This is a genomic window from Paragemmobacter straminiformis (assembly GCF_014243445.1).
Classification (GTDB): domain Bacteria; phylum Pseudomonadota; class Alphaproteobacteria; order Rhodobacterales; family Rhodobacteraceae; genus Paragemmobacter; species Paragemmobacter straminiformis.
Map to the genome: position 1 here is coordinate 431,348 of NZ_JACLQD010000001.1, position 11,989 is coordinate 443,336.

At 66.9% G+C, this 11,989-nt stretch carries 13 protein-coding genes and 1 tRNA gene; 4 read left to right on the forward strand and 10 right to left on the reverse strand.

The window, feature by feature from the left end; genetic code table 11:
- Positions 1 to 183: 183 nt before the first annotated feature.
- Together argF and H7F16_RS02005 are read right to left on the reverse strand one after the other, a co-directional pair.
- Positions 184 to 1,110, reverse strand: a complete 927-nt coding sequence (argF, locus tag H7F16_RS02000; protein WP_185795876.1) for an ornithine carbamoyltransferase — start codon at positions 1,108 to 1,110, stop codon at positions 184 to 186.
- Between the two features lie 134 nt (positions 1,111 to 1,244).
- Positions 1,245 to 2,423, reverse strand: coding sequence for an aspartate aminotransferase family protein (locus tag H7F16_RS02005; protein ID WP_185795877.1), 1,179 nt, complete (start codon positions 2,421 to 2,423; stop codon positions 1,245 to 1,247).
- A 341-nt stretch (positions 2,424 to 2,764) separates the two neighbouring features.
- Between H7F16_RS02005 and H7F16_RS02010 the strand changes: the two genes are divergently transcribed.
- Positions 2,765 to 3,388, forward strand: coding sequence for a GcrA family cell cycle regulator (locus H7F16_RS02010; RefSeq protein ID WP_185795878.1), 624 nt, complete (start codon positions 2,765 to 2,767; stop codon positions 3,386 to 3,388).
- 243 nt (positions 3,389 to 3,631) lie between these two features.
- Positions 3,632 to 4,063: a VOC family protein gene (locus H7F16_RS02015; protein ID WP_185795879.1), complete on the forward strand. Its 432-nt coding sequence runs from the start codon at positions 3,632 to 3,634 to the stop codon at positions 4,061 to 4,063.
- 16 nt (positions 4,064 to 4,079) lie between these two features.
- Here the strand turns inward: H7F16_RS02015 and H7F16_RS02020 are convergent.
- Both H7F16_RS02020 and H7F16_RS02025 read right to left on the reverse strand, forming a co-directional pair.
- Positions 4,080 to 4,153, reverse strand: a tRNA-Gly gene (locus H7F16_RS02020).
- A gap of 43 nt (positions 4,154 to 4,196) precedes the next feature.
- Positions 4,197 to 4,847 (reverse strand): SOS response-associated peptidase, encoded by a 651-nt coding sequence (locus tag H7F16_RS02025; RefSeq protein WP_185795880.1) that lies wholly within the window; start codon positions 4,845 to 4,847, stop codon positions 4,197 to 4,199.
- 90 nt (positions 4,848 to 4,937) lie between these two features.
- Here H7F16_RS02025 and H7F16_RS02030 point away from each other — a divergent pair, with 90 nt between their 5' ends.
- Both H7F16_RS02030 and H7F16_RS02035 read left to right on the forward strand, forming a co-directional pair.
- Positions 4,938 to 5,276, forward strand: a complete 339-nt coding sequence (locus H7F16_RS02030; RefSeq protein ID WP_185795881.1) for a DUF952 domain-containing protein — start codon at positions 4,938 to 4,940, stop codon at positions 5,274 to 5,276.
- Entirely contained in the window at positions 5,273 to 6,334 is a 1,062-nt protein-coding gene (locus H7F16_RS02035; RefSeq protein ID WP_185795882.1) for a quinone-dependent dihydroorotate dehydrogenase, read from the forward strand. The genes H7F16_RS02030 and H7F16_RS02035 overlap by 4 nt, the downstream gene beginning before the upstream one ends.
- Positions 6,335 to 6,441: 107 nt before the next feature.
- On the opposite strand, the gene H7F16_RS02040 is transcribed toward H7F16_RS02035, so the two are convergent.
- The 6 genes from H7F16_RS02040 to H7F16_RS02065 all read right to left on the reverse strand — a co-directional run bounded on the left by H7F16_RS02040 (position 6,442) and on the right by H7F16_RS02065 (position 11,886).
- On the reverse strand, positions 6,442 to 6,678 hold the full coding sequence (locus H7F16_RS02040; protein ID WP_185795883.1) for an Lrp/AsnC family transcriptional regulator: 237 nt from the start codon (positions 6,676 to 6,678) through the stop codon (positions 6,442 to 6,444).
- A gap of 94 nt (positions 6,679 to 6,772) precedes the next feature.
- Entirely contained in the window at positions 6,773 to 8,296 is a 1,524-nt protein-coding gene (locus H7F16_RS02045; protein ID WP_185795884.1) for an ATP-dependent DNA helicase, read from the reverse strand.
- A 126-nt stretch (positions 8,297 to 8,422) separates the two neighbouring features.
- Positions 8,423 to 8,596 carry a hypothetical protein gene (locus H7F16_RS02050; RefSeq protein ID WP_185795885.1) on the reverse strand — a complete coding sequence of 58 codons (174 nt, stop codon included), beginning with the start codon at positions 8,594 to 8,596 and terminating at the stop codon, positions 8,423 to 8,425.
- 156 nt (positions 8,597 to 8,752) lie between these two features.
- Positions 8,753 to 10,033 (reverse strand): crotonyl-CoA carboxylase/reductase, encoded by a 1,281-nt coding sequence (gene ccrA, locus H7F16_RS02055; protein WP_185795886.1) that lies wholly within the window; start codon positions 10,031 to 10,033, stop codon positions 8,753 to 8,755.
- Between the two features lie 104 nt (positions 10,034 to 10,137).
- On the reverse strand, positions 10,138 to 11,529 hold the full coding sequence (locus tag H7F16_RS02060; protein WP_185795887.1) for a 1-acyl-sn-glycerol-3-phosphate acyltransferase: 1,392 nt from the start codon (positions 11,527 to 11,529) through the stop codon (positions 10,138 to 10,140).
- Positions 11,530 to 11,568: 39 nt separating this feature from the next.
- On the reverse strand, positions 11,569 to 11,886 hold the full coding sequence (locus H7F16_RS02065; protein WP_185795888.1) for a hypothetical protein: 318 nt from the start codon (positions 11,884 to 11,886) through the stop codon (positions 11,569 to 11,571).
- Positions 11,887 to 11,989 lie beyond the last annotated feature (103 nt).

Sequence of the window (11,989 nt, forward strand, 5' to 3'; positions counted from 1 at the left end):
CGCCAGCCGCAACCCCGAAGGCAAGCGCAGGCAAAGACCCTCGCCGCCTTCACATTCGCGCAAATATCCTCGGGGGGTGAGCCGCCCCCAAGGGCGGCGAGGGGGGCGGAAAGCCCCCCTGAACCCGCGCGCCTTGGCGCGCTTGTCGCCTGCGGCCGCAAGGCCGCTCCGCCTGGTCCGCGGTCACAGGCCGAGACACCAGCGCATCACCGCCTTTTGCGCATGCAGGCGGTTCTCCGCCTCGTCGAAAATCACCGAATGCGGCCCGTCCATCACCGCACTCGTCGCCTCGTCGTTGCGATGCGCGGGCAGGCAATGCATGAACAGGCTGTCGGGCTTGGCGCGCGACATGAGCTGCTCGTTCACCTGATAGGGCCGCAACTGGTTGTGGCGGCGCTCCTTGGCGCTTTCGGGATCATGCATCGACACCCATGTGTCCGTGACCACCAGATCCGCCCCCTCGACCGCCACGAAAGGATCACGGGCGATCACCACCTTCGACCCCTTCTCGCGGGCGAATTGCACGAAGCGATCCTCGGGATCCAGCGTTTCCGGCCCCGTAAAGGTGAAATCGAAGCCGAATTGCCCCGCCGCATGCAGGAACGAGGCGCAGACGTTGTTGCCATCGCCGCACCAGACCACCTTCTTGCCGCCGATGGGGCCGCGATGTTCCTCATAGGTCATCACATCGGCCATGATCTGGCAGGGATGGGTGCGGTTGGTCAGCCCGTTGATCACCGGCACCGTGGCATGTTCCGCCATCTCGAGCAGCGTCGCCTCTTCGAAGGTGCGGATCATGATCAGATCGACATAGCGGCTCAGCACCCGCGCCGTATCGGCAATGGTCTCGCCGTGGCCAAGCTGCATCTCCTTGCCCGACAGCACCATCGTCTCACCGCCCATCTGGCGCACGCCGACGTCGAACGAGACCCGCGTGCGGGTCGAGGGCTTTTCGAAGATCAGCGCCACCATCCGCCCCTTGAGCGGCGTGTCGTCGTCGGGCGACCCCTTCGGCCGGCCGTTCCGCGCGGCCTTCATCGCATGGGCAGAATCGATCATGCCGCGCAATTCGGTCGCATCGGTCTTGTGGATGTCGAGGAAGTGTTTCATTTCATTCATCTTTCCGGCGGAAGCACCGGGGGCATTCTGCCCCCGGACCCCCTGAGAGTATTTGGGCAAGGGTGACAATCAGACCGTTCGATCGCAGCCCGCTCCGATGCACGCGTTCCACGATGGCCAGCATGTCAAAGCGCCTGTTCCACGGCCACCGCCGCACGGTCGAGCCGGGCCAGAGCCTCGGCGATGTCCTCGTCGGCGATGTTCAGCGCGGGCAAAAGGCGCAGCACATTGTCGGCGGCAGGCACCGTCAGCAGATGCTCGGCATAGGCGGCCTTGACCACGTCGGTATTGGCGGCCCGGCACTTCAGGCCAAGGATCAGCCCCTGCCCGCGCACGGCTTCGAACACCTGCGGATGGGCGGCGACCAGACCTTCCAGCCCCTGCCGGAACCGTGCGCCCTTGCGGCCCACACCGGCAAGGAAGGCGTCGTCGGCCACGATCTCGACCACCTTGGCCCCCACCGCGCAGCCCAAGGGGTTGCCGCCATAGGTCGAACCATGCGTGCCCGCGACCATACCGCTTGCCGCGTTTTCCGTGGCCAGCACCGCCCCCAGCGGAAAGCCGCCGCCGATGCCCTTGGCGACCATCATGATATCGGGCGTCACACCGGCCCATTCATGGGCGAACAGCTTGCCCGTCCGCCCCATGCCGCATTGCACCTCGTCAAAGATCAGCAACGCACCCACGCTGTCGGCCAGATCGCGCAGCCCCTTCAGGCAGGCGTCGGGCAGCACGCGGATACCGCCCTCGCCCTGCACCGGTTCGATCATGATCGCCGCCGTCCTGCCCGTCACCGCGGCGCGCAGCGCCTCGTGGTCACCGAATTTCAGATGGGTGAAGCCCGGCATCAACGGGCCGAAGCCCTTGACCATCTTCTCGGACCCCGCCGCCGCGATGGCACCGGTCGAGCGGCCGTGAAACGCGCCCTCGAAGGTGATGATCTCGACCCGCTCGGGCTCGCCTTTGTCATACCAGTATTTCCGCGCCATCTTGATGGCGAGTTCGGCAGCCTCGGTCCCCGAATTGGTGAAGAACACCGTATCGGCAAAGCTGTTCTCGACCAGCAGGTCGGCCAACCGCTCCTGTTCGGGAATGCGATACAGGTTCGAGACATGCCACAGCTTGGCCGCCTGTTCGGTCAGCGTCGCCACCAGCGCCGGATGGGCATGGCCCAGCGCATTCACCGCGATCCCCGCCCCCAGATCGAGATATCGGCTGCCATCCTCGGCCGTCAGCCACGAGCCTTCGCCCTTGACGAAGGCAATGGGGGCACGGTTGTAGGTCGGCAGGACGTGAGGGATCATGGGGCATTGTCCTTGAAAGCGAAGCCATAGCCGTAAAGGCTGGCCTTGGGAGGTGTCAACGGAAGGAAAGGGTTCGCCCGGACGACTCGGGCAGGGGATTGCAGGAAAAATGCCGGAAGGGCGCGGCGCGGTCAGCGTCGGCGTCGGGGCAGCGCAAAGGGGGCGTTTCCTGCGGTCATGGCGTCGCCATAGCGAAACGCAGCCGATAAGTCCACCGTCAAGTCGGGGTTTTCCGCCTCGGCGCTTGATCTTCCGCCCCCCCGCCTGTATCCCGCCCGCTTGTATCCCGCGACGGCCCGTCTAGAATGGGGTCTTGTCGCATGAAACCACGGGGAATGCCGATGTCCTGGACCGACGAGCGCGTCGAGACGCTCAAGCGCATGTGGGCCGAAGGCCAAAGCGCCAGCCAGATCGCCAAAGAACTTGGCGGCGTGACCCGCAACGCGGTGATCGGCAAGGTGCATCGCCTTGGCCTGTCCAACCGCGTCGCCGGCGGCAAGGACGAGGACGAGGTGGAAATCCCCGCCGCCCCCGCCGCTGCCGCACGGCCCGACCCGCGCCCCGAACCCGCGCCCCGCGCCGAAGCGCCCGCGCCCCGCGCGGCCCCCGAACGCCCCGCCGCCGCTGCCCCCAGCGCCGCGCCCGCCGCCTCGGCCCCCGGCAATGTCACGCCGCTGCCGCTGCGCAAGGCCATCGTGCCCGCAGGCCAACCCCTGCCGCCGCAGCCCTCGGCCAACGAGATCAGCCCCGAAGCGCTGGCCTCGGTGCGCGAGGTCGAAAAGCGCGCCCGCAAGCTCACGCTCATGGAACTCACCGAACGCACCTGCAAATGGCCGATCGGCGACCCCGCGACCGATGACTTCTGGTTCTGCGGCCTGCCCTCGCTGCCCGGCAAACCCTATTGCGAGGCCCATGTCGGCGTCGCCTTCCAGCCGATGAGCGCGCGGCGCGACCGCCGCCGCTAGGGCCGGATCGCATCAGGCCAAAACGATGCCCCCTGCCGGATCGGCAGGGGCACCCTGCACGGGCGGGGCGCCACGATCCGACCGCGCACCCCCCGAACCGGCACGCCCACCGCAGGCCCCCTTGCCAGCGCCAGCAACAGCGCGCGCGCGGCGTCGGCTTTGCCGATCCTCAGGCCACGCCAGCCCCCCTTGACCGCCTCCCGTTCCCGCAGTCACGATGGGGCGAAAGGAAGGGGCCCGCCCATGCACCAGATGATCTTCGTCAACCTGCCCGTATCCGACCTGCCGCGGTCCATCCGCTTTTACGAATCCCTCGGTTTCACCCTCGAGCCGCGCTTCACCGACGATCAGGCCGCCTGCATCGTGATCTCTGACGCGATCTTCCTGATGCTGCTGACCCACGCGCGTTTCGACTATTTCTCGGCCCTGCCCCGCTCGGATCCGGCAAAATCCTCGGCCGCCCTGCTCGCCCTGTCGCGCGACAGCCGCGCCGCCGTCGATACCATCACCGAAGCCGCCCTTGCCCACGGCGGAACCGAACCCAAAGCCGCCATCGACTACGGCTTCATGTACAGCCGCACCTTCCTCGACCCCGATGGCAACGTGTTCGAACCGATGTGGATGGACATGGAACAGGCCGAAAAGGCCGCCACCGCCGTCGACTATCCGGAATGATCGGGAAGGGTTTCGGTGGAGCGGGCGGCGGGAATCGAACCCGCGTCTCTTGCTTGGAAGGCAAGGGTCTTACCATTACACAACGCCCGCGCTGACGCCTATCTAGCCAGCGATAAGACCGAGTGCAAGACACTCAGGCCAAAATCGGCGCGATCAGCTGCGCACCTTCCGCGCGGTTGGAATTGACCGCCACATCCACCCGATGGCAGCGCAACACGCCCTCGGCGCTCGGCTTCATCAGGACCGCCGCCCCGTGCCCTGCCTCGCCCAGCCACAACGGCCAGTCGCGCGCTTCCAGCACCACGGCCTCGCGGTGGTGCAGCCCCGCCATCCCCGGCCCCGCATCGGTCGAGACGATGGCCACGGTGTCGATCTCGCCCCAGCGCTGCCACAGCCCCGCAAAGGCCAGCGGCGCACCGTCGCTGCGGGTGAAATACCACGGCAGCTTGGCCTTGCCTTCGGTCTGCCATTCGAAGAACCCGCTTGCAGGCACGATACAGCGCCGCGCGCGCACCGCCTCGCGGAAGGCGGGCTTCACCGCCACGGTATCGGACCGCGCGTTGATGATGAGCGGCCCGTCCGCAGGCGTCTTGTACCAACCCGGAATGAACCCCCAGCGCATCGCCCGCAGCCGCCGCGCCCCGCCCTCGCTCGTCACCACGGCGACGGGCGTCGTGGGACAGACGTTGTAGCGCGGCACCGGCGGCAGGTCGTTTCCGGGCAGCGCGTCGAACAACGCCGCAAGCGCCTCGTTCGGATGGGTGATGGTGAAACGTCCGCACATCGCGCGAACATAGGCGCGTCAGGCCCCTGCGCCAAGCCGTCCCCCTCGCAGCCCATTGACCGACCGCGCGGCGCGGTGCATGAACCGCCCATGCTGATCTACAAGATCTTCCGTCGCCCCGAATGGGATGCCTTCCGCGCCGCAGGTGAAACCGCAGGCGCGCCGGTCGATCTGGCCGATGGCTTCATCCATTTCTCGACCTCGGCACAGGTCGCGGAAACGGCGGCCAAATGGTTCGCCACCGAAAGCGACCTTGTCCTCGTCGCCTTCAACAGCGACACCCTCGGGCCCGCGCTCAAATGGGAAGCCTCGCGCGGCGGGGCACTGTTCCCGCATCTCTACCGCCCCCTCCGCCTGGCCGAGGTCGTCTGGGACAAATCCCTCCCCCTCGGGGCCACCGGACATATCTTCCCCGAGGGCGTATGGTGACCCTCGTCGAACGCGCCGCCCTCGCGGCCCTGCACCGGCTTGATCCCGAAACCGCCCACGGCCTGTCGCTCGCCGCGCTGCAATCGGGCCTTGCCCCGCTGTCCGGCCCCGTCACCTCGCCCCGCCTTGCTGCCACGCTCGCGGGAATGGCGCTGCAAAACCCCGTGGGCCTCGCCGCGGGCTACGACAAGAACGCGACCGCCGTGGCACCGCTGTCGCGCGCGGGCTTCGGCTTCATCGAGGTCGGCGCCGCCACCCCCCGCCCGCAGGCAGGCAACCCCAAACCCCGCCTGTTCCGCCTGACGGAAGACCGCGCCGCGATCAACCGCTTCGGCTTCAACAACGACGGGATGGAGGCGATCGCCGCCCGCCTTGCCGCCCGCACGCGCGGCGCGGTTCCAGTGGGCCTCAACCTCGGGGCCAACAAGGACAGCACCGACCGCGCCGCCGATTTCTCCCGCGTCCTCGCCCTCTGCGGCCCGCATGTCGATTTCGCCACCGTCAACGTCTCCTCGCCCAACACCGAGAAACTGCGCGACCTTCAGGGCCGCGCCGCCCTTGGCGCCCTGCTCGCGGGCGTGATGGACACGCGCGCCGCCCTCGCACGGCCGATCCCCGTCTTTCTCAAGATCGCCCCCGACCTGACCGACCAGGACCTCGTCGATGTGGCCGAAGTCGCCCTCGCCTCGGGCATCGCGGGCATCATCGCCACCAACACCACCCTCGCGCGCGACGGGCTGAAAAGCCGCCACCGGACCGAGGCGGGCGGCCTCTCCGGCGCGCCCCTGTTCGAGAAATCCACCCGCACCCTCGCCCGCCTCTCGCACCTGACCGAAGGCAGGGTCCCCCTCGTCGGCGTGGGCGGCATCGGCTCGGCGGAACAGGCCTATGCCAAGATCCGCGCAGGCGCCACGGCCGTGCAATTCTACACCGCGATGGTCTATCAGGGCCTCTCCCTCGCCGCCGAAATCGCCCGCGGCCTCGACAGCCTCCTTGCCCGCGACGGCTTCACGACCGTGGCCGAAGCCACAGGCACGGACCGCGCCCGCTGGCTCTGACCCGTTCAGCCTTGCGGAAATACTCCGCAGGGGGTGACGGGGCAAAGCCCCGAGGGGGGCGCGAAGCCCCCCTGATTTTTCGCAGAAAAATCGTCCCGAACGTGGCGTCAGAACGCCTTGAAGGTCATCGTCGTCAGGGTGCGCACGATGTCCGGAATGTCGAACAGCCGACCCGAGAGGTAATGCCCCACATCCTCCTCGTCGGGGATATAGACCTTGGCGATCAGGTCATATTCCCCGCTGGTCGAGAACAGCTCGCTCACCACCTCGCGGTCATAGATGGCATCGGCAACCTCGTAGGTCTTGCCGGGGGTGCAGCGGAACTGGACGAAAACGCAGCGCATGGAAGCCTCCTGATCTTGGCCAGACCCTAGCGAAACCCCGGCCCCGCCGCAATTTTCTTTGAAGAAAATTGCAAAATCCCTGCAAGGATTTTGCTCACTCCTCGCCCGACAGCGCCAGCGCCACCGGCCCCTTGCGCAGGTCGTCGACCCCCAGCGCCTCTTTCGGGCGGCCCAAGCGGTAGCGCGTGACCCAAAGCAGCCGCTTCTCGGCCCGCGTGATGGCGACATAGGCCAGACGCTTCCACAGCGGCACCCCCGCCTCCGAGCGCCCCGCCTGTGCCGCGGCATAGATGTCGGGGGCAAAGACCTGCACATCCTCCCACTGCGAGCCTTGCGCCTTGTGGATCGTCACCGCCGCCCCGTGCAGAAAGGCCGCCCCCATCTTCGCCGCCGAAGGGATGAAGGGCTCCACCTCGTCGGGCTTCTCGATCTTGATGATGCTGGCGGCCGAGACTTGCGGATCTTCCGCCCCGACCACATGCAGCCGCGCGAAACCGTCCTTGCTGCCGGGTCCAAGGTAGATGACCTGCGCCCCCTTGATCAGCCCCCGCGCCTCGAGGTCGATGCGCTTCTTGCGATGCTTCAGCGGCAATTCGATACCGTCGCAGATCAGCGGCTCGCCCGGCAGCAGCGCATCCTCGGGCGCGCCGTATGCCCCCCGAAAGGCCGAGATCAGCCGGATGCGCGTGGCATTGCGCCAGACCAGCACGGGGCTGCGCGCCATCAGGTCCGCGTCCACCCGCTCGGCCAGCACCACCCGCCCGTCGGACGCCGCCGCCTGTTCCACCATCCGCTCGAAGCGGTCGAAACTCAGCGCCTCGTCCCCCAGCGCATGGGCCAGATCGAGGATTGGGTTGTCCTGCGTCTGGCGGTGTATCCGGCTCAGCACCAGCTTGCGCGACCCGCCCAGCCGGTCAAAGACCATCTCGCCCGAAAGGCCCACGGGGGCCAGCTGCGCGGGGTCTCCGAACAGCACGAGCGTCGGGAATATCTCGCGCAGATCCTCGAGCGCCTTCTCGTCCAGCATCGAGCTTTCGTCGATGAATCCCACATCCAGCGGCTCTTCGCGCCGCTTCCAGCCCTTGATGAAATCCGACCCCTTCAGCCCCGCCGCCGCCAGCGCACCGGGGATCGAGGCGACCTGCTGGTAAAAGCCCAGCGCGCGGTCGAGCGCCAGATCGGTCAAACCCTCGACCACCGGCCGCTCGCCGTTTCCGGCCAGCCATTCCGCGATGCGCTCGTATTCCGGATCGTAAAGCGGGGTGTAAAGGATGCGGTGGATCGTCGTCGCCGGAACCCCGCGCAAGCGCAGCACCGAGGCCGCCTTGTTAGTCGGCGCCAGCACCGCCAGCGTGCGCCGGTCCTTGCGGCGCTTGCCCTCGTAATCGCCCGAAACCACGTCGACACCGGCCGCGACCAGCGCCTTGGTCAGGCTGGCCAAAAGCATGGTCTTGCCCGACCCCGCCTTGCCCACCACCGCCAGCACCGAAGGCTTGCCCTCGGCCCGCGGCGTCAGCTCGCCCGAGGCAAGGTCGATCCCGTTGAGGTAAAGCTCGGCCGCCACGCGGTCCCAGGCTTCGGCCTGATCGTCGGAAAAGGTAAGGGCGGGCACGTTCATGCCGGCCAGCATAAAGGCCCGCGCGGCAAGATGACAGGGGCTGCGGCCCGATGCCCGCCCCAAGGGGGGCCGCCTGCCCCCCTTGACCCCCCCGGGAGTATTTTCACAAGGCTGAAACGGCGCGGGTCAGTTCATCCGCCCCGACGGCGTATCCCCGTCTCCGGCAGGCGCGTGGCCGGCGATCTCGTCGCGGGCGACCGCGATCAGCTCTTCGGTCTTGCGGGCGATGTCGGGAAGGTCGTTCTGCTCGGCATAGGCCCGCAGGTCGGCGAGCACGTCGAATATCCACTCGTGACCCATGACCTGACCCGCAAAAACCACAACCAACCGTACCGGATCAGCATAACACTCCACCAAGGGGTGAGAGTATCACCCCGAAACGCGACAATCGGTTTCCGGAACGGAAACGAAAACGCCGCCCGAAGCGGGCGGCGTCTTGCGGGGTTGCGGTCAGGCTCAGGCCGGGCGGCTGGCTTCCAGCGTATCCTCGAACGTGCGCAGCCCGGGGCGCGGGGCCTGCACAAGAACGGCCATATTGCCCGGTTTGTGCTGGTTTTTCAGCATCTTCATATGGGCCTGCGGAATTTCGGCCCAGGGAAAGACCTCGGACATGCAGGGGTCAAGCCGGCGCTCGATCATCAGACGGTTCGCCGCACTTGCCTGTTTCAGATGGGCGAAATGGCTGCCTTGCAGGCGCTTCTGGTGCATCCACATGTAGCGCACGTCGAAGGTGCAGTTGAAGCCCGTGGTGCCCGCGCAGATCACCACCATGCCCCCTTTCTTGCACACGAGGGACGAGACGGGAAAGGTCGCCTCGCCCGGATGTTCGAAGACCATGTCGACGTTCACGCCCTTTCCGGTGATGTCCCAGATCGCCTTGCCGAACTTGCGCGCTTCCTTCAGCCAGTCGTTGTATTCGGGCGTGTTGACCTTGGGCAATTGCCCCCAGCATTTGAAATCGTTGCGGTTGATGACCCCCTTGGCGCCAAGGCCCATGACGAAATCGCGCTTGGATTCGTCCGAGATCACGCCGATCGCATTGGCCCCCGCCGTGTTGATAAGCTGGATCGCGTAGACGCCAAGCCCGCCCGATGCGCCCCAGACCAGCACGTTCTGGCCCGGCTTCAGGTCATGCGGCTCGTGTCCGAAAAGCATCCGGTAGGCTGTGGCCAGCGTCAGCGTGTAGCAGGCCGATTCCTCCCATGTCAGGTGCTTGGGCCGCGGCATCAGCTGCTGGGCCTGAACCCGCGTGAACTGGGCAAAGGATCCGTCCGGCGTCTCGTATCCCCAGATCCGCTGGCTGGGCGAGAACATCGGATCGCCGCCGTTGCATTCCTCGTCGTCGCCATCGTCCTGGTTGCAGTGGATCACGACCTCGTCGCCCACCTTCCAGCGCGTGACCTTGTCGCCCACCGCCCAGACGATGCCCGCCGCATCCGACCCTGCGATGTGATAGGGCTGCTTGTGGCCGTCAAAGGGGCTGATCGGCTGTCCCAGACCGGCCCAGACGCCGTTGTAATTGACCCCCGCCGCCATCACCATGACCAGCACCTCGTGGCTGTCGATGGCCCATGTGTCGACCACTTCCACCTGAAAGGCCTGCGTCGGCTCGCCATGCCGCTCGCGCCGGATCGCCCAGGAATACATCTGCTTCGGCACATGGCCCAAGGGCGGCATCTCGCCCAGTTCGTACAGGTCCTTCACCTCGGCGTCATAACGGTGCGTGTCCAATGCCATCGGGGCCTCCATGCCATGCCGCGCCGCAGAATCGGGGCGGGTCGAGACAGAGATAAAGGATGAAAGCGCAATATTGCAATAGATGAAGCGCCGTTTTTGTAATTTTATGTCTGCCGCGTTGCGGCATCCGCCCGCTCCAGCCGCTGCAGGACTGGGGCTGCGTAAAAGGCCACCAGCCCCTCCTTGCCCGCCCGCACCTGCAAATCCGGCCCGATCATGCCGCGCCGCTGCAAATGGCGCAGCGCCCTGCGCAGGGTTTCGTCCAGACCGCCCGGATGCAACCGCAAGGACGCGCCGTCAGCCTCGAGCCGTCGGACCAGATCGGCCACCCGCGCGGCCAAAGCCCCCGCATCCCCCGCGCCCAGCGCCGCGGCGACCAGAGGCACGGGCAGCACCGGCACCGACCGCACGATGCGCGCCATCATCTCGGCCCCCAGCGCCGCGACCGGATCACCCCCGGCATCGCCCCCGGCACCGGCACCGGATTCGGCCATGAAGGCGCGCAAGGACACCGGCGCGCCGAATCCCGCAGCCGTGGCCCCGAAACCGGGAAAATTGCCCCGCAGCATCCGCCACAGCATCCGCGCCGAAAATGCAGCCGCCCCCACCACCGTGGGCCGGAAACGCCGCTGCCCCGTATCGGCCGCCTCGACTAGCACGCGGTCCTCGAGCACGCGGTCATAGGCCAGCCCGACCGGCACGAACAGCACGTCGCGCCCCGCCGGATCGAAGCCCGCGACGAAATAGGACAAAAGCCCCAGCCGCGCCGCGCCCACCTTTCCGTCAAGGCTCAGCCCGCCCTCGGGAAAGATCGCCTGCGCCACCCCTTCCGAGGCCGCCATCTGCACATAGCGCGCCAGAACCCGCCGGTAGAGCGTGTTGCGCGACCCGCGGCGGATGAAATAGGCCCCCATGCCGCGGATCAGACGGCTCAGCGGCCAGACCCGCGCCCATTCGCCCACGGCATAGGAAATCGCCTGCCGGTCGGCGATCAGCCATGTGACCAGCACGTAATCCATGTTGCTGCGGTGGTTCATCACGAAGACCACGGTCGCGTCGCGGTCGATCCGGTCGAGCGTTTCCGACACCGATCCGATGCGCACCTCGTAAAAGGCCCGGGTGATCCAGCGGGCCAATTGCACGGCAAAGCCGAAATACATGGTCGCCGAAAAGGCGGGCACGATCTCGGCGGCATAGTCGCGCGCCTGCTCGGCGGCGACATTGGGGGGAATCCCGGCCTCGGCCGCCTGTTCCGCCACGGCCTGCATCACCTTGGGGTCATAGGCCAGCCGCAAGATCATGTCGTGACGCCGCGCCAGCTTGAAGGGCGCTATGGGCCGTTCCAGCCGCGCGTTCAGCCGCGCGACCGCCTGCTCCATCCGGCGGCGGAAGAACCAGCGCACCGAAGGCACCAAAATCCGGTCAAGCGCCGCGATGGCCGACAGGACCACCACAAGGATGACCAGCCAAAGCGGAAGTTCGACCGTCGCATTCATGCAGCCACGCTGCCCGCAGCGCGGTCCGCTGTCAAAGCGTCAGTTCAGCGTGACGGATTTCTGCGTGCAGACATCGACATCCTGCACCACCGTCTCGTCGCCATCGTCAAAGACCGCGCGCAGGTCGAAGACGCAATTGCCCGACCCGTTGTCGAAGTTCACCGACAGGCTTGCCCCCGGCGCCAGCGTCTGGCCGCCCAGAAGATTCTCTTCCCACGACACATCACCATCGGCCGAGCCGTAGAAGCCGACGATGCCGAAGCCGGTCGCGTTGACCACATCGAAAACCGCATCCTGCGCCGCCACAGGGGCAGCCATCAGAACCGAAACGACACCAAGCGCAAGCGAAACGCGCATCGATCAAAGGCCCTTCGACCCTCGGCCCCCCTTGTTGTGCCGCAGCGCGGCAGGAGCCTTCGCCGTGAATATAGGTGCGGGATACCGAGTTGTTAAGAGGGTC